Annotated in this window: 18 protein-coding genes; 14 read left to right on the forward strand and 4 right to left on the reverse strand. The window is 68.2% G+C overall.

Annotated features, from left to right (window positions below; translation table 11 throughout):
- Positions 1–103 precede the first annotated feature (103 nt).
- Both J3P31_RS16825 and J3P31_RS16830 read right to left on the reverse strand, forming a co-directional pair.
- Positions 104–1,693: an ABC transporter substrate-binding protein gene (locus J3P31_RS16825; protein ID WP_210529665.1), complete on the reverse strand. Its 1,590-nt coding sequence runs from the start codon at positions 1,691–1,693 to the stop codon at positions 104–106.
- Entirely contained in the window at positions 1,690–2,370 is a 681-nt protein-coding gene (locus J3P31_RS16830; protein ID WP_368373100.1) for a helix-turn-helix domain-containing protein, read from the reverse strand. Before J3P31_RS16830 ends, J3P31_RS16825 begins: the two co-directional genes overlap by 4 nt.
- Positions 2,371–2,452: 82 nt before the next feature.
- Between J3P31_RS16830 and J3P31_RS16835 the strand changes: the two genes are divergently transcribed.
- From J3P31_RS16835 to J3P31_RS16895, 13 genes are all read left to right on the forward strand, one after another.
- Complete coding sequence (locus J3P31_RS16835) at positions 2,453–3,547, forward strand: ABC transporter permease (RefSeq protein ID WP_210529666.1); 1,095 nt, start codon at positions 2,453–2,455, stop codon at positions 3,545–3,547.
- Positions 3,544–4,446, forward strand: a complete 903-nt coding sequence (locus J3P31_RS16840) for an ABC transporter permease (RefSeq protein WP_210529667.1) — start codon at positions 3,544–3,546, stop codon at positions 4,444–4,446. The genes J3P31_RS16835 and J3P31_RS16840 overlap by 4 nt, the downstream gene beginning before the upstream one ends.
- Positions 4,443–5,282, forward strand: a complete 840-nt coding sequence (locus J3P31_RS16845; protein ID WP_210529668.1) for an ABC transporter ATP-binding protein — start codon at positions 4,443–4,445, stop codon at positions 5,280–5,282. Before J3P31_RS16840 ends, J3P31_RS16845 begins: the two co-directional genes overlap by 4 nt.
- A complete protein-coding gene (locus tag J3P31_RS16850; RefSeq protein WP_210529669.1) occupies positions 5,279–6,037 on the forward strand; it encodes an ABC transporter ATP-binding protein in 759 nt (252 codons plus the stop codon). Before J3P31_RS16845 ends, J3P31_RS16850 begins: the two co-directional genes overlap by 4 nt.
- Before the next feature lie 361 nt (positions 6,038–6,398).
- Positions 6,399–9,221, forward strand: coding sequence for a hybrid sensor histidine kinase/response regulator (locus J3P31_RS16855; protein ID WP_210529670.1), 2,823 nt, complete (start codon positions 6,399–6,401; stop codon positions 9,219–9,221).
- Positions 9,222–9,643: 422 nt separating this feature from the next.
- Positions 9,644–11,287, forward strand: a complete 1,644-nt coding sequence (locus tag J3P31_RS16860; protein ID WP_368373101.1) for a TIGR04028 family ABC transporter substrate-binding protein — start codon at positions 9,644–9,646, stop codon at positions 11,285–11,287.
- A gap of 85 nt (positions 11,288–11,372) precedes the next feature.
- The gene (locus tag J3P31_RS16865; protein WP_210529671.1) at positions 11,373–12,317 is read left to right on the forward strand and encodes an ABC transporter permease; all 945 of its coding nucleotides are present in this window, start codon (positions 11,373–11,375) and stop codon (positions 12,315–12,317) included.
- Positions 12,314–13,165: an ABC transporter permease gene (locus J3P31_RS16870; protein ID WP_210529672.1), complete on the forward strand. Its 852-nt coding sequence runs from the start codon at positions 12,314–12,316 to the stop codon at positions 13,163–13,165. Before J3P31_RS16865 ends, J3P31_RS16870 begins: the two co-directional genes overlap by 4 nt.
- Positions 13,162–14,820: a dipeptide ABC transporter ATP-binding protein gene (locus J3P31_RS16875; protein WP_210529673.1), complete on the forward strand. Its 1,659-nt coding sequence runs from the start codon at positions 13,162–13,164 to the stop codon at positions 14,818–14,820. The genes J3P31_RS16870 and J3P31_RS16875 overlap by 4 nt, the downstream gene beginning before the upstream one ends.
- Positions 14,817–15,848, forward strand: coding sequence for a putative FMN-dependent luciferase-like monooxygenase (locus tag J3P31_RS16880; RefSeq protein WP_210529674.1), 1,032 nt, complete (start codon positions 14,817–14,819; stop codon positions 15,846–15,848). Before J3P31_RS16875 ends, J3P31_RS16880 begins: the two co-directional genes overlap by 4 nt.
- Before the next feature lie 12 nt (positions 15,849–15,860).
- Positions 15,861–16,460, forward strand: coding sequence for a CMD domain protein (locus tag J3P31_RS16885; protein WP_210529675.1), 600 nt, complete (start codon positions 15,861–15,863; stop codon positions 16,458–16,460).
- A gap of 12 nt (positions 16,461–16,472) precedes the next feature.
- Complete coding sequence (locus J3P31_RS16890) at positions 16,473–17,078, forward strand: alkylhydroperoxidase domain protein (RefSeq protein ID WP_210529676.1); 606 nt, start codon at positions 16,473–16,475, stop codon at positions 17,076–17,078.
- Between the two features lie 10 nt (positions 17,079–17,088).
- Positions 17,089–17,826, forward strand: coding sequence for a hypothetical protein (locus J3P31_RS16895; RefSeq protein ID WP_210529677.1), 738 nt, complete (start codon positions 17,089–17,091; stop codon positions 17,824–17,826).
- 148 nt (positions 17,827–17,974) lie between these two features.
- Here J3P31_RS16895 and J3P31_RS16900 read toward each other — a convergent pair whose 3' ends face one another.
- A complete protein-coding gene (locus J3P31_RS16900) occupies positions 17,975–18,595 on the reverse strand; it encodes a trimeric intracellular cation channel family protein (RefSeq protein ID WP_210529678.1) in 621 nt (206 codons plus the stop codon).
- 202 nt (positions 18,596–18,797) lie between these two features.
- Complete coding sequence (locus J3P31_RS16905; protein ID WP_210529679.1) at positions 18,798–19,775, reverse strand: GlxA family transcriptional regulator; 978 nt, start codon at positions 19,773–19,775, stop codon at positions 18,798–18,800.
- A gap of 124 nt (positions 19,776–19,899) precedes the next feature.
- On the opposite strand from J3P31_RS16905, the gene J3P31_RS16910 reads away from it, so the two are divergent.
- Positions 19,900–21,153, forward strand: a complete 1,254-nt coding sequence (locus J3P31_RS16910) for a sarcosine oxidase subunit beta family protein (RefSeq protein ID WP_210529680.1) — start codon at positions 19,900–19,902, stop codon at positions 21,151–21,153.
- The last annotated feature ends 11 nt before the right edge of the window (positions 21,154–21,164 follow it).

Genomic DNA, 21,164 nt, shown 5'->3' on the forward strand with positions numbered 1-21,164 from the left:
TGTCCCTCGGCCTGTTCACCGGCAGGTCTGCGATGGCCGGAGTGTCCTGATCCCGGACAGGGAGGAGCGGCCGCCGGAATCCGGCGGCAGCCGAAGCGGGCCGTTACTGCTTGTCGACGAGCCGGTAGTAGACGAAGTCCGAGGTCGCCCCGTTCACGTAGCCCGACACGCCGGCATCCATCGCGACCTGATAGGTGGCCTGGAACATGATCACGATGGGCGAGCTTTCCTGCACGCGGGCCTGAAGGTCGCGGTACATCTGCTCGCGCTTGGCGGCGTCGGGCTCGCTCAGGGCGGCTGTCGTCATCCGGTTCATGTCATCCGGCACCGCCCATGCGTTCCGCCATGTGGTGGTCGCCTGATAGGCCTCGTCCGAGTTGTCGGCGTTATAGGCAAAGGCCTTGGCGTTCGAATGCGGGTCCATGAAATCCGGGCCCCAGTAGAGCAGCATGGCCTCGTGGCTGCGGTCCCGGTACTTGGTGATGACCTGCGACCCCGTCCCCGGCAGGATCTCGAAGTTGATCCCGGCTTCGGCAAAGCTGGCTTGGAGCGATTGCGCCATGTCGGTGAAGGGCGCGGAGTTGATGACATCGAGGGTGACGCTGATCGGCAGCTCGACGCCCGCGTCGGCCAGGATCTGTTTGGCCTTCTCGGGATCGTAGGTGTAGGGCGTCTCGTCCAGCGAGCCCGGGAACCCCTTGGGCCAGAAGGCCTGATGCACCTCCATCTGGCCGGCCAGGAAGCTGCTGGTCATCCCCTCGTAATCCACGAGGTAACGGGCTGCCTCCCAGACGGCGGGGTTGGTGAGGGACTCGACCTTCTGGTTGAAGGACAGGAAGTGGACCGCGGCCTGCGGATACACCTCGACCTTGATCGCCTGCGGGTCCAGTGTGGCGATCTGATCGGGGGTCAGGTTCTTGGCCATGTCCACGTCGCCCTGCTGGAGCAGGAGCTGCTGCGTCGCGGATTCGGCCACGTGCTGGAGGATCACGCCTTCGACCTTGGGCGCGCCCTTGAAGTAGTCGGCATTCGCCTCGAGCCGCACGAGTTCGGCCGGACGGAAGGTCTGGAGCGAGAAGGGACCCGATCCCGCGCTGTTGGCGTTGAGCCAGGCGTTGCCCATGTCGCCATCGACCTCGTTCTCCATGACCGTGACCATGTCGACGACCGAGGCGGGGCGCGAGGCCAGGACGTTCAGCACGAAGGCGGGCGAAAAGTCGCCCTCATAGCGGACCGTGACGGAGTTGCCGTCAGCGGTGACCATCTGCTCCACGTTCTCGGGCGTCCAGCCGAGTTGGGTCAGGATGAAGGCCGGGGTCAGGTTCAGCTTGATCACGCGCGCGAACGATCCGACCACGTCCTCGGCCCGGACGGGATTGCCCGAATGGAAGGTCACGCCATCGCGGAGCGTGAAGGTGATGGCCTTGGCGGCCTCGTCCACCGTCCATTCCGAGGCCAGGCCCGGCGAAAGGACGGTCGGGTCCTCGGCGTCGTACTGCACCAGCCGGTCGTAGATGTTCGTGACAAGCTCGCCGCTCGTGAACTCATAGGCCTGGGCGGGGTCGATCGCGACGATGTCGTCGATGTTCTGCGCGACCACGAGGATGTCGTCCGGCGTCTCGGCCCAGGCGGCGGGCACGGCGAGCGGCAGGACCAGCACGCTTGCCAGGAGGGTCGTCCGAAGGGTTGTCATGTCCTCTCTCTCCTGTTGGATTCGTTCTTGGATTCGTCATGCCTGCGTCCGCCGGCGCGAACGGACAGCGGCGGCGGAGCTTGGCTGCGGCGCTGGTGCAGGACGCTGAGCGTCCCGGTCCACAGCAGCCGGGCGGGCGTGCCGCCACGGTTCGCCCAGGCATGGGGCGTGGCGCCGCTGTAGTGCAGGCTGTCGCCGGGACGCATGGCGATCACCTCGCCGCCCAGCGTCTGCTCGATCTCGCCGTCCAGGATGAGGATGATCTCCTCGCCGTCGTGGGTCACCGTCTCCGAGACGTAACCCGGCGGAACGTGGAGGATGTAGGAGGACAGCTCCGACCCCGGATACTCCGAACTGATCGCTTCATACCCGATCGGAGAGCCCGGGAGAGAGAACCGGGGGCGTCCATCGGCCCGGGACAAGGCATCCGCTGGCTTGGGCTGGGCCACGAAGTAGTCGAGGCCGACCTCGAGTCCGGCTGCGATCTGCGCCAGGGTTCCGAGTGTTGGCACCGCCTTGTTGTTCTCGACCTGGCTCAGATAGCCGACGGAAAGACCCGCGCGATCGCAGAGCTGCCGCAGGGTGAGGCCAAGCTGCCGACGGCGCCTGCGGAGCATCGGCCCGAGCATCGGCCCCGATCCGGTGCGCGTCGTGGCATCAAGGCTGGACAGGCTCACCCGCGACCCGCTTCTCACAAAAATTTGTTTGATCTAATCAAAACAATCTGTAACTGCCAAGGCCAATCTCGGCTGCCCCGCCATGGGTGCGGCTGCCCCAAGCAAGAGGCTGCGCCGCCCCGTGACCGCCACGCCCCGTCCTGTCACCGCGCCAGCCCGGCTCCTGCGCCACACAAGGTCCGCTGCCGGATTCGTGGTGGTGACGGCGCTGACCTTCCTGGGTCTTCTGGCGATCACGTTCTTCATCGGGCGGGTCATCCCCATCGATCCGGTGCTTGCCGTCGTGGGCGACCGCGCCACCCCCGCGCAGTATGAGGCCGCGCGGGTCGCCATGGGGCTCGACCGTCCGCTGGCGGTCCAGTTCGTGGACTACGTGGGCGACGTGCTGCGGGGCGACCTAGGGATGTCGGTCTCGACCAACGGCCCTGTCGCACGGGACCTCGCCCGGGTGTTTCCCGCAACGCTCGAGATGGCGACCATCGGGATCGTCATCGGGGTGCTGCTGGGGGTTCCCATGGGCGTGCTGGCCGCCACGCGGCAAGGAAGCTGGGCGGATCAGTTCATCCGGGTCTTCGCCCTGCTGGGCTACTCGGTGCCGGCGTTCTGGCTGGGGCTCGTGGGTCTGGCCGCGTTCTATGCCCGGCTGGGCTGGGTCGCGGGGCCGGGGCGGATCGACGTCTTCTACGACGGCCTCGTCGACCAGGTGACGGGCCTCCTTCTCGTTGACAGCCTCATCGGTGGCGAGCCCGACGTGTTCTTCAATGCCCTGTCGCACATCATCCTGCCTGCGACGATCCTGGGGTTCTTCTCGCTGGCCTACATTGCCCGCATGACGCGCAGCTTCATGCTGGATCAACTGAGCCAAGAGTATGTGACGACGGCGCGGGTGAAGGGCCTGCCCGAATGGCGCGTGATCTGGGTCCACGCCTTCGGGCCGATCCGCGTGCCCCTGATCACCGTCATCGGGCTGAGCTACGCGGGCCTGCTCGAGGGATCGGTCATGATCGAGACGGTGTTCTCCTGGCCGGGGATTGGCAACTATCTCACGACGGCGCTGTTCAACGCCGACATGAACGCCGTCCTGGGCGCGACCCTCGTCATCGGGGCGGTCTTCATTCTCATCAACAAGGTGTCGGACGTGCTTTACCGCATCCTCGACCCGCGGAGCCGGGCATGAGCGCGCGCGACTGGCTCCTGGACGAAAGCCCCACCTCGCGCTGGCAGGCCGGCGCCGGGCGCGCCTATGCGGCTGCGCGGCTCCTGCTCCGGAACCCGCTGGCCGTGGTGGGCGGGGGCATCATCCTGCTCCTTGTGCTGACCGCCGCCCTTGCGCCGCTGATCGCGCCCGAAAGCCCCCTGGGCCAGAACCTCTCGAACCGCCTGCTGCCGCCCTCGTCCGCACATTGGATGGGCACGGACGAACTCGGCCGGGACATCTTCAGCCGGGTCGTCTTCGGTGCGCGGATCACCCTCATGATCGTTGTCCTGGTGGCCGTCATCTCGGCCCCGCTGGGCATGATCGTGGGCGCAGTCTCGGGATATTTCGGCGGATGGACGGATCGGGTCCTGATGGGGCTGACCGACATCTTCCTGTCCATGCCCAAGCTCATCCTGGCGCTCGCGTTCGCTGCCGCGCTGGGGCCGGGGATCGAGAATGCGGTCATCGCCATCGCCATCACCACCTGGCCCGCCTACGCCCGGATCAGCCGGGCCGAGACCATGACCTGGCGCAACTCCGAATTCGTGGCCGCGACGCGCCTGCTCGGGGCATCGCACGCACGGATCATCGGACGGCACATTCTCCCGCTCTGCGCGTCCTCGACGATCATCCGCGTCACGCTGGACATGGCCGGGATCATCCTGACCGCGGCCGGACTGGGCTTCCTGGGGCTCGGCGCCCAGCCGCCGCTGCCGGAATGGGGCGCGATGATCTCGCGCGGGCGGACCTTCATCCTCGACCAGTGGTGGGTCGCCACCATGCCGGGCCTCGCCATCATCCTCGTCAGCCTGGGGTTCTGCTTCCTCGGCGATGGCCTTCGCGATGCGCTCGACCCGAAGGGGCAGGCCAAGTCATGACCGCGCCGCTCCTGTCGGTCCGCGACCTTCGGGTCAGCTTTCCTCGGCGCGACGGCGGCCGGATCAATGTCGTCGACGGCCTGTCGTTTGACCTTGGCCGCGAACGGCTGGGGATCGTGGGCGAAAGCGGCTCGGGCAAGTCCATGACCGGGCGCGCCATCCTGCGACTTGTCAGGCCCCCGGGCCGGGTCGAGGCCAGCCGCCTCGCCTTCGAAGGGGAGGACCTGACGACGCTGTCCGAGCGGCGGATGCGCGCGCTGCGGGGCGCGCGGATCTCCATGGTCATGCAGGACCCGCGGTACTCGCTGAATCCGGTGATGACCGTGGGCCGCCAGATCGCCGAGGCTCTTCGGGTGCATACGCCCCTCGGCCGGGCGGCGACCCGCGCGCGGGTGCTCCAGATGCTGCAGGACGTGCGGATCAACGATCCGGAGCGGGTGGCCGCGATGTACCCGCACGAGGTCTCGGGCGGCATGGGCCAGCGGATCATGATTGCCATGATGCTGATCCCGCGCCCGAGCCTCCTGATCGCCGACGAGCCGACCAGCGCCCTGGACGTGAGCGTGCAGGCGCAGGTCCTTGGTCTGATGGACAGCCTCGTGCGGGGGAACGGGATGGGGCTCATCCTCATCAGCCACGACCTCGACCTCGTGGCGCGCTACTGCGACCGCATCCTCGTGATGAACGCCGGGCGCGTCGTGGAAACCTGCGAGGCCCGCCGCCTGGGCGAAGCCACGCATCCGTACACACGCGGCCTGCTCGCCGCGGTGCCCCGGATGCGGGAAACGCGGGCAGAGCTTCCGACGCTGGACCGCCGCGCCTGGGAGGGAACATGACCGCCATTGCCCTGCGCGGCCTGAACATCGCCTATGCGGGCACTCCGGTCGTCCGGGATGTCACCTTGGACGTCGCCGAAGGCGAGAGCTTTGCCCTTGTCGGCGAGAGCGGGTCGGGCAAGTCCACCGTCCTCAAGGCCATCACGGGTCTCGCGCCCGAATGGACCGGATCGATCGAGGTGCTGGGTCGGCCCGCCGCGCATCACCCGGACCGCAAGTTGGCCCGGGTGGTCCAGATGGTGTTCCAGGACCCCTACGGCTCGCTCCACCCGCGCAAGACGGTCGACGCCGTCCTGACCGAGGCGCTGGCGATCCACGGGATCGGCGACCGCGACGCGCGGGTCGAGGCGGTGCTGCGGGATGTCGGGCTCGATCGTCGGTTCCGCTTCCGGTACCCGCACCAGCTCTCGGGCGGGCAGAGGCAGCGGGTCGCCATCGCCCGAGCGCTGGTGCTGGAGCCCCGGATCCTGCTGCTCGATGAGCCGACGAGCGCGCTGGACGTGAGCGTGCAGGCCGAGATCCTGAACCTGCTCAAGCGGCTCCGGGCCGAGCATCGGCTGACCTATCTCCTGGTCACGCACAACCTGCCGGTCGTCAGTTTCATGTGCGACAGGGTTGCGATCATGAACCGGGGCCGCGTGGTCGAGATCGCCCCGGCCGCCGCTCTTCACGATGGCGAGTTCCAGGACTCTTACTCCCGGCAACTCTATGCCGCGAGCGGGGGAAACTCTCCCATGGAGTCGGCTGGCCGATGACCGAACCCGGTCTGGGTCGCGGTGGCCCATGAACCACTGGCGCCGGGGCGGATCTGGCGGCGGACCGGACCAGGAGGCGGGGCCGCACCGCTTCCCGGGCGACGAAGGGCGGGAGATCCGATCACGCTCCGCTGCGTTACGGCTCGGATCAGGTGACACCTCCGAACATCGAGCTAACCTTCAGGCATGATTGCCAAGTCCTGCCGGTCCGGCCCCTTGACTCAGTTGCTTCCCAGAGGCGTTGAACGACCGGCCCCTGAACGGCGTTACGCGTTGGCAACCGAAACGCGTCGAGCAGGCCGACGCTCGCTGGTCAGGATTGGGGAAACGGGTGTCCGGTTGGAAGGGGACGGCGGCGCACATGAATGAGATCGTTCATCGGCCGCTGGGCGATGTCACGCCTGCTTCGGACGGCAGTGACATGGCGCGCCGCATCCGGCAGCACGACTGGGCCACGACGCCGCTTGGCCCACAGGACGGCTGGCCACTGTCCCTGGTCACGCTTGTCGGCGTCATCACGGGATCGAACCAGCCGATGTTCGTGGCCTGGGGCGCGGATCGCACGCTGATCTACAATGACGCCTATGCCGGCATCTTGGCGCAAAAGCACCCGGCCGCCCTGGGACAGCCGCTCCTGGAGGTGTGGGACGAGATCCGGGACGATCTCCTGCCCATCGTGGAGCGTGTTTGCGACGGCCATGCCGTCCAGATGGATGACATCGACTTCATCATCGAACGGAACGGCTACAAGGAGGAGGCGCACTTCGCATTTTCTTATACGCCCGTGCGCGACGGGGCGGGCGGCATCGGCGGCTTCTTCTGCGTCTGCCAGGAGATCACCAGTCAGGTCCTTGCCGAACGTCGACTGCGCCAGAGCGAGACAAGGCTGCAAGGCATTCTCGACGGCATGGGCGAGGCCTTTGGACTCCTGGACCGGGATTTCTGCATCCTGACCTTCAACCAGGCGGCCCTGCAGATCGAATCGCGTCCGCTGAACGAGATCCTTGGGCGGTCTCACTGGGAGGTGTATCCCGGCTCGGAGAACAGCGAGATCGGACGTCTGCTCCGTCGGGCGATGTCCATGCGTGAGCCGATCGCCTTGGAGCACCGCTACAGTTGGCAGGACGGCACCGCGCGGTGGCTCGAGACGCGGGCCTATCCGGTGCCCGAGGGGCTGGCGGTGTTCTGGCGCGATGTCACCCGTCGGAAGAACGACGAGGCCGAACGTCACATGACCGAGAACGCCCTTCGCGAAAGCGAGGCCCGCTTCCGGCTCATGGCGGACGCCGTGCCGCAGATCGTCTGGATCACCGACCCCGAAGGCCGCACCGAGTTCTTCAACAAGCAATGGTCGGACTACACCGGCGCGGTCTATGAGCCGACGACCGCCGCCGACATCGCGGCAAGCTTCGTCCACCCGGACGACGCCGTGGCCACGCTGGACGCCTTCAACGAGGCGCGCGCGACCGGCGGCACCTTCCAAGTCGAGCATCGGATCCGCTCGAAGGCGGGCGACTACCGCTGGTTCCTTGTGCGCGGCGTGCCCTACCGCGATCCCCGGACCGGCCAGATTGCGCGCTGGTTCGGTGCCTCGGTCGACATCCACGATCGGCGGCAGGCCGAGGCGGAACTGCGCGCGAGCGAGGAGCGCCTGCGCGAGTTGAACGAATCCCTGGAGGCCCAGGTCGCCGAGCGTACGGCCGAACGCGACCGGATGTGGGAAACCTCGCCCGACCTGATGCTGGTGATCGATTTCGAGGGCGTGTTCCGACGGGTCAACCCGGCTTGGACGATGGTTCTGGGGTATGCCCCCGAGGAGTTGATAGGCCACCATGTCAACGAGTTCGTCGTGCCGGACGATCACGACGAGACGGTCGAGGCCTATGAGTTCGCGGCCCAAGGAGGGTCGCCACGCCTCATCAATCGGTATCGCCACAAGGACGGGTCCCTGCGTTGGGTTTCCTGGACGGCGGCGCCCGCCGGGGATCTGACCTATGCGACGGGCCGCGACATCACCTCCGAGAAGGACCGGCAGACCGAACTGGACTCCGCGCAGGAGCAGCTTCGCCAGAGCCAGAAGATGGAGGCCATGGGCCAGCTGACCGGAGGGGTGGCGCACGACTTCAACAACCTGCTGACCCCGATCATCGCCAGCCTCGACATGCTCCAGCGCCGCGGAGTGGGAGGCGAGCGCGAACGGCGGCTCATGGACGGAGCCTTGCAATCGGCCGAGCGGGCCAAGGTCCTCGTGCAGCGCCTTCTGGCCTTCGCGCGACGCCAGCCGCTGCAACCGGGCCCGGTGGACGTGAAGCGCCTCGTGACCGACATGGCCGGGTTGATCGCCAGCACGTCGGGGCCTCGGGTCGAAGTGCGCGTGGACCTTCCGGACGACATGCCGCCAGCCCTGGCCGATGCCAACCAGCTCGAGATGGCGCTCCTCAACCTCGCCGTGAACGCCCGCGACGCCATGCCAGACGGAGGCCTGCTGTCCATCTCGGCCGCCCGCGACTCCGTCCGCGAGCCGCGCCATCCGGCAAAGCTTCGTCTTGGACACTACGTCCGCCTTTCGGTCCGGGACACCGGCACGGGCATGGACCAGGCCACGCTTGCCCGTGCGGTGGAGCCGTTCTTCTCGACCAAGGGCATCGGACGCGGCACCGGCCTGGGGCTGTCGATGGTGCATGGGTTGGCGTCGCAACTGGGAGGCGGGCTCACGATCTCCAGCCGTCCTGGGGCGGGCACGACGGTCGACCTTTGGTTGCCCATCAGCGCGGGGGCCATCTTCGAGGAGGGCCGCAGTCACCGTCCGGCGTCGGTCGCGCAGGCGGTCGGCACCGTGCTCCTGGTGGATGACGAGGACATCGTGCGGATGAGCACGGCCGACATGCTGACCGACCTTGGCTACGAGATCACCGAAGCGCGTTCGGCCGAAGAGGCCATGCGCCTGGTGGAGGAGGGGTTCCGGCCCGACCTCGTCGTGACCGATCACCTGATGCCTGGCCTGAGCGGCGTGGACCTGGCCCGTAGTTTCCGCGCCCGCCTGCCGGGCCTGCCGGTGCTGATCGTGTCGGGCTACGCCGAGATGGACGGGGTCGCGCCCGGCATTGCCCGTCTCAGCAAGCCGTTCCGCGCTTCGGAACTTGCCAAGAGCCTTGCCGATCTGAGGTCGTCCAGCCCGGCCTGAGGCCGGATGCACACGTTCGCCTTCCTGATCCACTGCGCAGACGGTCGACGAGCCGCTGCGGTCTCGCATAGGAATGCCCGGACCGCCGGGGCGACCCAGGAGGCGGGCGCCCGTCCACCATGAAGATGCTGACTGCGGCCTCACCGACGGGCCTGCAGGACGATCCCCCCAGGCAGGTTCAGTGACGGCCCGCCGGGTTGGCGGCAACGGGGTCAGCGCCTCGGTGGGTCATGCTCCGGTCCCGGCCGGACCGAGACGATGCGACGCCCAAGGTAGGTTCACGGCCCGGGTCCAGCCGGAGAAGAAACTCCTACAACCAGCGGCAATTAAACACGACCAATTCTATCGTGTTTTAGGCGCCCCTGGAGTAGTGTTTCCTCGAACCCCGCAGAACCTGTGCGGACTAAAGCCGAGGCCCCAACGTGACACGAACCTCCTTGTCCCTGACCCGCCGAACGCTTCTGGCTTCGCTGGCCGTCATGGCGCTGCCGGCGCGCCGTTCGGTGGCCCTCGAGACCGGCACTCCTGTCCAGGGTGGCACCCTGATCTACCTGGAGCAGCAGCCGCATACGCAGCTGTATCCCCCGGCAGGCGGCTTCTATCCCAATTCGGGCGTGCTCAACCAGATCACGGACAAGCTGACCTGGCAGAACCCGGACACGCTGGAGATCGAGCCCTGGATCGCTGAACGCTGGGAGGTCAGCGACGACCTTCGGCAATACACCTTCCACATCCGACCGGGGGTGACCTTTTCGGACGGCACGCCGCTGGACGCGAGTGCCGTGGCGCAGAATTTCGACAGCTTCGGCCTAGGCAATCCCGATCGGAACTTCCGTCCTTCGGAGGTCGTGAACAACTACGACCGTAGCGAGGTGCTTGATCCGCTCACCGTGCGGTTCCACTTCAAGCAGCCCTCGCCGGGATTCCTGCAGGGAACGTCGGTCATCGGGTCCGGCCTGGTCGCCCCGGCGACGCTGGCGCGCAGCTTCGACGAACTGGGCGATGCGACGCTGGTCGTCGGATCGGGCCCCTTCGTCGCCGCCAGCCAGACCACCGGGACCGAACTCATCCTCAGGGTCCGCGAAGACTATGCCTGGGGACCCAAGGAGCTGCCACATCAGGGCCGGGCGCTTCTGGACGAGGTCAGGATCCTGATCGTGCTCGAAGATTCGGTGCGCATCGGCGCGCTCCTGTCGGGGCAGGCCGATGTGGTGCGGCAGATCCAGGCCTACGACGAGCCGCAGATCTCCGCAGCCGGGTTCAACCTCTACGCGCCGCCGACCCGGGGGATCAACAACTCGGTGGTCTTCCGGCCCGACAATCCGCTGGTCGCGGACGTCCGGGTCCGCCGCGCGCTGCTGCATGGCACCGACACGGCCGAGATCGTGGCGACGCTCTTCTCGGGCAACTATCCACGCGCGACCTCGATCCTGTCGTCTCAGGCGCAGGGCTACGTGGACCTGAGCGCAAAGCTCGCCCACGACCCCGAACTGGCGGCAAGCCTCCTGGACGAGGCAGGCTGGGCTCTGGGGCCGGACGGCCTGCGGCAAAAGGATGGGACAGCCCTGGTGCTGACGGCCTATGAGTCACTGCCCCAGCCGCAGAACCGCGCGGCGCTCCAGCTGATCGCGCAGCAATGGGCGCGGCTTGGCGTGACGCTGAACGTCCTGCCAGGGGATGCCGGCAGCGCCACGGTCGACAACCTCGATCCGGCCAAGACGCCGGTTTCGCCGGCGATGGTAGGCCGGGCCGATCCGGACGTGATCAAGAGCCAGTACTATCCAGCGAACCGCAACGTCCTTCTCCAGAAGGGTGGGGTGAGCCAGGAGGTCGACAGCTTCGTCGACGACCACCTCAACGGCCTTCTCGAGGGGATCGCCTCCGAGATCGACCCCGCGAAGCGTCTCGCGCTCGTGGCCGAGGCGCAGGAGTACGTCGTCGACCAGGCCTACGCCATTCCGATCTTCGAGGAGCCGCAGGTCTTCGCGAGCGCCCCGCACGTCCATGACGTCGCCTTCGAAGCGGTGGGACGCCCCAGCTTCTATCGCACCTGGAAATCCGCCTGACGATCATCGGGCGGTCGGTGCCCGCTTCGAGGGGTCTCCTCCCTGACTCGAAGCGGGCACCTGGTTCGCCCCGAAGGAGAAGGCCATGACGACCATCGTACTCCATCGCCTGGGGCAAGCCGTGCTGGTCCTGTGGGCCGCGTTCACGCTGTCCTTCCTGCTCGTGCAGATGATGCCCGGCGACGCGGTCCTGATCCGTTTCCTCGACCCCAACATGGGGATGACCCCCGAGGACATCGCCCGCATCCGGGCCTTCTACGGGTCCGACCAGCCCGTCGTTCAGCAATACGTCTTCACGGCCTGGAGCTTTCTGCGGGGCGATTTCGGCTATTCGGTTCAGTCCGGCGTGCCGGTTTGGGACGAGATCGCGCTGAACCTGCCGCCGACCCTGACGCTCGCCGGGCTGGCCGTCCTGGTGGCGGGAGCCCTTGCCGTCGTGCTGGCCTGGGCGGCGACGCTGTCGCCGTTCGGGTGGTTGCGCCACGCCCTGGGCGCTCTGCCTGCGGTGATGATCTCCCTCCCGGTCTTCTGGATCGGCATCATGCTGGTCCAGGTCGTGTCCTTCCGGCTGGGCTGGGTGTCCGTGATTGCCCCCGGCCCGTGGGAACGACTGGTCCTGCCAGTCCTGACGCTGGCGCTGCCGATCGCAGCCCCGCTCGCACGCGTGCTGCTGAGCAGCATCGAACGCATCGAGCGCCAGGCGTTCGTGACCGTGGCGCGTGCCAAGGGCCTGTCGCGCCAGGCGACACTGTGGCGCCACGTCCTGGGCAATGCGGCGCTCCCCGTGCTGGCGGTTGGCGGCCTGCTCCTGGGCGAGCTGGTCGCCGGGGCGGTGGTGACCGAGACGGTCTTCGGCATGAACGGCCTGGGGCGGCTCGCCGAGCGGTCGGTGCGAACCCAGGACATCGCGGTCCTGCAGGCGATCGTCGTGATCTCGGCGCTGGGCTTCGTGCTCGTCAATCTCGCGGTCGACCTTGTGTCGATCGTTCTGGACCCGCGGATCCGCCGCACACGGGAGGCCCTCGCATGACGTCGCGCGATCTCGATGCTCCTCTCCTGACCACCTCGCGGCGGTTCTCGCCACGGCTGCCGCGATTGGGGCTCGTTCCGGCATGGCTGGTGCTGATCGTGGTGCTGGCCTGGGCGGTGGGACCGACGCTCTTCACCGGACAGAGCGCCACGACCGGCCTGCCGGGCGCGCAGCTCCAGGCGCCCGGGCTCGACCATCCGCTCGGAACCGACGAGCTTGGCCGCGACCTCCTCGCCCGGATCATCCACGGAGCCCGGCACACTCTGGCAGGGGCTACCGTCGCCGTCGGCGTGGGCCTTCTTGCCGGGAGCCTGATTGGTCTGGTCGCAGGCGCCGTGGGCGGGCGAACCGATGCGATCGTCATGCGCGCAGTCGACGTGCTGCTGGCGATCCCCGCGCTGCTTCTGTCGCTGTCCCTCATCATCATCCTTGGCTTCGGTCCGATCCAGGTGGCTCTGGCAGTCGGTGTCACGTCCGTCGCGACCTTCGCACGGCTGATCAGGTCCGAGGTGCTGACGGTGCGCCAGGCCGACTACGTCGAGGCGGCGTTCGGCAGCGGCGGAACCTTCGCGCGGGTGCTCTGGCGGCACGTCCTGCCCAACTCGGTGACGTCGGTGCTGGCCTTCGCGGCCATCCAGTCCGGCTGGGCCATCCTTCAGATCTCCACCCTGGGCTTCCTTGGTTACGGGGCGCCGCCACCCACGCCCGAATGGGGCCTGATGATCGCGGAAGGGCGCAATTACATGACGACCTCCTGGTGGCTCACGCTCTTCCCGGGCCTGGCCGTGATCGCGGTCGTCCTCGCGGTCAACGCCGTCGGCCGATCGATGCTGAGGGCTGACGCATGACCCTATCGCGCCCCACCCCCCAGCCACCGGAATCCGGTCTCGAGATCCGGGATCTGTCGATGTCCTACGTGACTCTTGGCCAGGCCCGGCCCGTGCTCCACGGCCTGAGCCTGTCCGTGAAGCCGGGCGAGGTGCTGGCCCTGGTCGGAGAGTCCGGCTCGGGCAAGACGACGACGGCCCAGGCGATCCTGGGGCTCCTTCCCGCGAATGCCCGGATCGACGGGGGCTCCGTTCATCTTGGACAGCAATCGCTGCTTGGCCTGTCGGACCGGGCCTGGATGCAGCTTCGCGGGCGACGCATCGGGTTGATCCCGCAAGACCCCGGCTCTTCGCTCAACCCGGTCCGGACCGTCGGCGCGCAGCTGGCCGAAGTCTTTGTCGTCCATGGCCTCGAGACGCGCTGGTCGGTGCGGGAGCGGGTGCTGGACGCGCTGGCCGAGGTAGGCTTGCCCGATCCCGCGCGCCACCATGACCAGTACCCGCACGAGCTGTCGGGCGGGATGCGCCAAAGGGTGCTCATCGCCATGGCGCTGGCGCTCAGGCCCGAGCTCGTGATTGCCGACGAACCCACAAGCGCGCTCGATGCCACGGTGCAACGGCACGTCCTGGACATGATCGACCGCCTGCGGGCCGAGCGGGGGACGGCCGTCCTCCTCGTCACCCATGACCTCGCCATGGCCGGCGATCGGGCGGACCGCATCGCCGTGCTGCGCAACGGGCGTCTGGAAGAGCAGGGCTGCGTCACCGCCGTCCTCGCGCATCCCGTGAGCGCCTACACCCGCCGCCTCCTGTCCGATATCCCGTCGCTCGCGCCGGCCCGCAGCCCTGCAATCCTCCGCGAAAGGAGGCGCGATGCCGCCGTGACGGTCGAGAACCTCGTCCAACGGTTCGCGACGCGGGGCAGGGGGACGATCCAGGCCCTGGACGGCGTGTCCTTCGAGGTCGCCCGGGGGACCACCCACGCCATCGTGGGCGAAAGCGGCTCCGGCAAGACGACCGCCATGCGGGCCATCGTCGGCCTCCAGCGACCGGCATCGGGACGCATCCTCGTCGGCGGCGAGGAGGTCACCGGGCTGAGGGGCGAAGACCTGAGGCAGTTCCGGCGCAGGGTGCAGCTCGTTTACCAGAACCCGTTTGCCTCGCTGGATCCGCGCCAGACGGTGCGGGCCATCGTGGAGGAACCCCTCCTCAATTTCGACCCTGTCCCCCGGGCCGAACGCGAGCGGGCCGCGGCTCAGGTGCTCGAGCGTGTGGCCTTGCCGGACGAGGTCTGGGACCGTCGTCCGGTCGCGCTGTCCGGCGGCCAGCGCCAGCGCGTCGCCATCGCGCGTGCCCTGGTGCTGAAGCCCGAGGTCCTGGTCCTGGACGAAGCGGTCTCGGCCCTGGACGTGACTGTCCAGGCCCAGATTCTCCGGCTTCTCGACGAACTCCAGCGTGACCTGGGGCTGACCTACCTCTTTGTTTCGCACGACCTTTCGGTGGTGCGGGCCATCGCGGACAGCGTTTCGGTGCTCCATCGCGGGCGCGTGGTGGACGATGGCCCGGCACACCGGGTCTTCGCCGCCCCAAGGAGCGAGCACACCCGCGCCCTCATCGCCGCCATCCCGGGCGGCCAACCCCGTTCGGCCAGGACCCTTGAAGGAGCGACCTCATGACCTCGAAGCGCATCGGCTTCTTCTCGCGTCTCCTCGACGACGCGCCGCCCGGCGAGCGCTACCGGATGGGCGTGGAGCAGGTTCTCAGGGCCGAGGCGCTCGGCTTCGACAGCTTCTGGATCGCGCAGCATCACTTCGACGGGACCGAGGGCGGAATGCCGTCGCCGCTCCTGTTTCTGTCGCACCTCGCGGCACGGACCTCGTGGATACGTCTCGGGACCGGGATCGTGACCTTGCCGATGGAGCAGCCGCTTCGGGTCGCCGAAGACGCGGCGGTGCTCGATGCGCTGTCGAACGGGCGGCTGGAGATCGGCCTCGGCTCCGGGGGAACCCCCACCTCCTTCGCGGCCTTCGGACTTGACCACGGCGCCCGGTCCGAGGTCTTCGACCGGCATCTGGCTGTGCTGCGGTCCGCCTGGGCCGGCAAGGACGTAGGCGGCGGCAACCTCCTGTATCCTGCCGCGCCCGGACTGAATGACCGGGTCTGGCAGGCCACCTTCTCGGTTCGGGGCGGCGAACGCGCCGGGCGGGACGGCGATGGCCTCTTGCTGTCGCGCACTCAGCCCCGCCCGCCGGGCGAGCCGCTCCTGCCGCTGCACGAGATCCAGCTGCCGATCGTCGACGCCTACCACGCCGCGCTGCCGCCCGGACGGGCGCCGCGCATCCTGGCCTCCCGCAGCGTGTTCGTCGCCGACAGCCGGGCCGATGCAAGGACCTTTGCAGAGGCCGGCCTGCGCCGGATCGCCGAACGGTTCCGCCGTGCCGGCCACGAACTCCCGGGCACGAGCATCGACGACCTGATCCGCGCCTTCGATACCCATTGCGGCACTCCGGACGAGGTCGCCGAGAGCCTGTCGCGGGATGCCACCCTGGCGCACGCCACCGATGTGGCGGTGCAGGTCCATTCCGTCGACCCGCCTCACCGGTTCATCCTCCGCTCGCTGGAACTGTTCGCCCAGCAAGTGGCTCCGGCGCTCGGATGGACCGCCCTACCAGCCCGGCCACGCATGGCCGCGCTCCGCCCCTGAAAGGACCTGACCATGACCGATCTCATCACCCGGCTCTCGGGGCTGTCCGTGGGCTCGCCCGAGGACCGGGCCTTCGCGAACCGCGCCGAAGCCCGCCGCCAGTCCGAGGACAGCTATCTGCTGCTGCTTCACCCCGCCGATTCCGGCCCCGTGTCGCTGGTCGAGCGGCGGGCCGTCGCAGCCTTCGTCGCGGTGCTGCATCAGCAGCCCGAGACGGCGGCTCATTACCGCGCCCTCCTTGAGGGGACCGACTCCGTCCTGGCACCTACGGTCCTTCGGCTGGCCGAGAGCGCGCGCGGCCCGGGTCCCTGGGGTCGCTACCCATCCGGTCCGCTGTCACATGAAGACCAGCCCGGGGCGCCGTTCCGGCTGACGCGCGAACAACGCGACGCCATCGGCCTTCGCCTCGCCGCCGCCCTGGAGCATGCGCATCTCCTGACCTTGCACCCGCGGGACGCCTCCAGGGACGCCCTGCAGGCCCTCTTGGACGCGGGGTGGACGACGCCGGGCATCGTCACGCTGTCCCAGCTCGTGGCCTTTCTTGCGTTTCAGATCCGTGTCGTGGCCGGCCTGACCGTCCTTCAGGCCGCCCGTTCCGCTGTTCCCGCCTGATCGGAGATCCGCATGACCGACACCGTCCTGAGCCATCCCGGCAACCATGAACCCGACCGTTTCACCACGGACAACCTCGGCTGGCTGCCGTGGCTGCCGCCGTTGGCGGAGGAGGAGCTGACCCAACGCCATCGCGACGGGCTGGCAGATCCCTCTCGCGCGAAGTCTCCTTATTTCATGCTGCTGGCGCATGATCCCGAAGTCTTAGGCGCACGCACCCGGGTCGACCGCGACATCTTCTACAACACGCAGGGCGGGCTCCCGCGGGCCGACCGCGAGCTGGCCGCGACCGCTGTCTCGCGGGTGAACGGCTGCATCTTCTGCGCCTCGGTGCATTCACGCTTCGCCGCGCGCCACTCCAGACGCGAGACGGACGTGCAGGCACTTCTGGACCATGGCCCGACGGTCCCGCTTGGCGAGCGCTGGGGTGCCATCGTCCGCTCGGCGACAGCCCTGACCGCCACGCCCCCGGCCCTTGCCCCGGAGAACGTGGACGACCTGAACCGCGAGGGCCTGACCGCTGAAGAGCAGGTGGACCTGGTCCTTGCCTCGGCCTTCTTCCACTGGGCGAACCGGCTGATGCTCTCGCTGGGCGAGCCCACAGCGGCCGGAGCCTGAGGGCGCGAGGATGGCACTGGATCGTCAGAGCCCAGGGCAGGAGGGGCAGGTCCGGGTGCGATTCCACCTTCGGTCGGGGCCGTTCTGCCCGCTCGCGCAGCGCGTCATGGTGGCCCTTGCGGTGTGTGGAGCCTCTTGGTCGAACGATCCGACCGCAGCGGATGGCGAAGCTCCCACCCTCGTCGTCACGCGTCCAAGGGTGCCTCGGCTGGTGGAACGGGATCATCTTGCCATGCTCGATCTGGTCGAGGCGTTCCGTCCTGGGCCGAACCGCCGGCCCGGCACCCTCACCGGGCCTGAGACGACACGGAGGATCATCGACCTGGGCGTGTCGGTGCAGTCGGGCCTTTCGGCCGTGACGCGGGCGACGGAGTCGAACGAGCACGACATGGCCATCTTTCGCCTCCGCGATCGGCTCCAGCGGCTCGAGGATCTGTTGCCGCCTGACGTCGGAGTCCCCGGGGCCGTGCTGCACCGGCACGAGGTCGTGCTGGGGCCGACCCTCTGGCGGTTGAGGGTGCTCGACCAGCACTGCGAGACTTACCTGATGACAGGCCTGCCCCGGATCGCGGCTTGGGAGCGGACGATCACCGGCCATGCCGCGATGCGGGCCGTGTTCCCCGCCGACGCCGAGCGGATCTACCTTTCCACGCTCAGGAGGCGCGGCGCCGTCCTCCTGTCGATCGCCGACGCGGCGACATGGCGCCTCCTGATCGGCCATTCAGGACAGCTTCGCGGCGCGGGCTGAGCCCTCTGCAGGTTAGCGTTCAGGCCGACGGCGCCCGAAGGGGGCTGCCTCGAAGGACAACGGAGGATCTGTGGAGCCGATACGTCCGAAAGAGAGCTTGGCCGCCGAACCATGACCAAACCACGGGCCGCCAGCGACTCCGCCCTCGTCAGGACCACGGGGAGCGCGGCGCGCTCCAGCCGCGCTGGACGCTCACGACCCTCAGGATGAAGGCGGCGACGACCCCGATGACGGCCAGGACGGGCTCCGGACCACCGACCTGCCGGCCGATCACCGGAATTGCGGCCCCGACCAGGGCGGCCAGGGCATAGATCTCTTCCCGAAGGACCCGAGGCACCTCGGCGACCAGGAGATCGCGGGCGGCTCCGCCTCCGACTGCGGTCATGACCCCGAGCAGGATGCTCGCCACGGGGTCGAGCCCGAATTCCATGGCCTTTCGGCAACCGGTCACGGCGAAAAGTCCAAGGCCCAGGGCGTCGAACAGCATCACGGGCTTTCTCAGCCGGTTCAGCAGTGGATGGAAGAAGAACGCGACCAGGCCCGCCCCGAACGCCGCGAGAAGGTAGCGCTCGTCGACCAGAGACGCTGCAGGCGTCGCGCCCAGCAGCGAGTCCCGCAGCATCCCGCCCGCCAGAGCCGCCGCCGCGGCAAGGGTCAGGACGCCGACGATGTCGAGGCCACGGCGCACCGCCAGCGTACCGCCACTCAGCCCGAAAACGAAGGTGCCAAGAAGATCGAGAGCAATGAGCAGGGACGACGGGTCCGTCATTGGGGCCCGGCCCCTTGGTCAGAATCCCGCCGGAGCCTCCTGTCAGCCGCTGCCTCCGGGAAAGGGACGCAAGCCGTCCGGGTGTTGTCCGGTCGACCGGCCTGATCGATCACAAGGGCGCGGCTGACTCGTGGCACGGACCTGACCGCGCGGTTCAATCCGGGCCTTGTGTCGCCGCCTATGCTGCCAGTTCTGGTCGTCATCACGTGATTCCGGTCTGCGTGGAGCGCCAGGCCTCCGGAGGCATCCCTTCGGCCTCCCGGAAGGTCCGCGTCAGGTGCGAGGTATCGCAGAATCCGGTCTCAGCGGCGATCTGGGCCACGGACCGGCCTGTGCGGCTCAGCAGGTGCTTGGCCTGGGCGAGACGGATGCGGCGATCCGCCTCCTTGGGCGTCACTCCGAGCGCGTCCCCGAAATGACGCTCCAGCTTCCGTCGGCTCACGCCCAGCCGTTCCGCCAGATCGGTCACCCGCAGGGGCGCCTCCATGGACTGCTGCATGGCGAGAAGCGCCCGCCGGACGAGCGGCTCCTTGGTTGTCAGCTCGAGCGGAAGGCCGGGTTGCGGACGCTCGGCCCCCAGGGCCTCGTCGATGATCATGATGGCAAGGCTCTTGCGTGCCGCCGCCGGGCCGATGTGCCGATCCACGAGAAAGGCGGCCAGATGCGCCGAGGAGGCGCCGCCAGAGCAGGACAGCCGATCCCGATCGACGACGAAGATCTGGTCCGACACCGGCACGAGCCCATCGAACTCCGTCAGGAAGTCGTCATGGTGGAACCAGCTCACGCAGGCCTTGTAGCCGTTGAGCAGCCCGGCCCGGTGCAGGATGAAGGTGCCGGTGCAGACGCCAACCAGGGGAACGCCGGCCTCGGCGGCGCGGCGCAGGAATGCGGTGTGGTCGGGGTGCAGGCGCTCGATCTCGTCCATGAGGCCGCCCACCACGACGATGTAATCGAAGCGGGTCGGGTCCCCGAGCCGCTCCTCGGGATGGATGCGGATGCCGCAGCTCGACTCCACCGGGTCCATGGTGGGTGACAGCACACGCCAGCGGCACAGGATGGGGCGGGACCGGTCGCCTTCGTCGGCCGCAAGCCGCAGCACGTCCACGAAGTTCGCGAAGGCGCAGAGCGTGAACCGGGGCGCCAGGATGAAGCCGATGCGGAGGCGCGGGGCAGGGGTCATCTTGCTTGGTCCGGGTTCGAGAACGGTGTCCCAAAGATACAACGATTCTGCCGCAGGAATACAGGTGAGCGGCAACGGCTGTGACATAATGCGACGATCCGGCTGGCCGCCACCGAGAGCCCCCATGACCCATTACTCCGCCTTTTCCCTCCTCAAGAACGCCCTCTCCGGCCACAAGAACTGGCGCGAGCAGTGGCCCGACGCCCAGCCCAAGGCCGAATACGACGTGATCATCGTCGGCGCGGGCGGGCATGGACTCGGCGCGGCCTACTACCTCGCCAAGGAGCATGGCATCACCAACGTCGCGGTGATCGACAAGGGCTGGCTGGGCGGCGGAAATACGGGGCGCAACACCACCATCATCCGGTCGAACTACCTGTATGACGAAAGCGCCAAGCTTTACGACCACGCGCTCGACCTTTGGGAGGACCTGAGCCAGGACCTCAATTACAACGTCATGTACTCCAAGCGCGGCGTCATGATGCTCGCGCACAACGTCCACGACATCCAGAGCTTCAAGCGCCACATCCACTCGAACCGGCTGAACGGCGTGGATAACCGCTGGCTCACGCCCGAAGAGGCCAAGGAGTTCTGCCCGCCGCTCAACATCTCCAAGGACGCGCGCTACCCGGTCATGGGCGCGGCGCTGCAGATGCGGGCGGGGACGGCGCGGCACGACGCGGTGGCCTGGGGCTATGCCCGCGCCGCCGCCGCGCGGGGCGTCGACATCATCCAGAACTGCCCGGTCATCGCGATCCGGCGCGGGCCCGACGGCGCCGTGCAGGGCGTGGACACCGCCAAGGGCTTCATTAAGGCCAAGAAGGTCGCCGTCTCGACCGCCGGGAACACCTCGGTCGTCATGCAATCGGCCGGGCTCAGGATGCCGCTCGAAAGCTATCCGCTGCAGGCGCTGGTCTCCGAGCCGGTGAAGCCGGTCTTCCCCTGCGTGGTGATGTCGAACACCGTGCACGCCTATATCAGCCAGTCCGACAAGGGCGAGCTGGTGATCGGCTCGGGCACCGACCAGTATGTCAGCTACTCCCAGCGCGGCGGCCTGCCGCTGATCGAGCATACCGTCGCGGCCATCTGCGAGGTGTTCCCGATCTTCTCGCGGATGCGGATGCTGCGGAAATGGGGTGGCATCGTGGACGTGACGCCCGACCGCTCGCCCATCCTGGGCAAGCTGCCGGTCAAGGGGCTTTACGTGAACTGCGGCTGGGGCACCGGCGGCTTCAAGGCCACGCCGGGCGCCGGGCACCTCCTCGCCTGGACCGTCGCCAAGGACGAGCCGCACCCGATCAACGCGCCCTTCACGCTCGAACGTTTCACCACCGGTCGGCTGATCGACGAAGCCGCCGCCGCCGCCGTCGCGCACTAAAGGACACGCCC

The organism is Rubellimicrobium arenae (assembly GCF_017916275.1).
In the GTDB taxonomy this organism is placed as follows: domain Bacteria; phylum Pseudomonadota; class Alphaproteobacteria; order Rhodobacterales; family Rhodobacteraceae; genus Rubellimicrobium; species Rubellimicrobium arenae.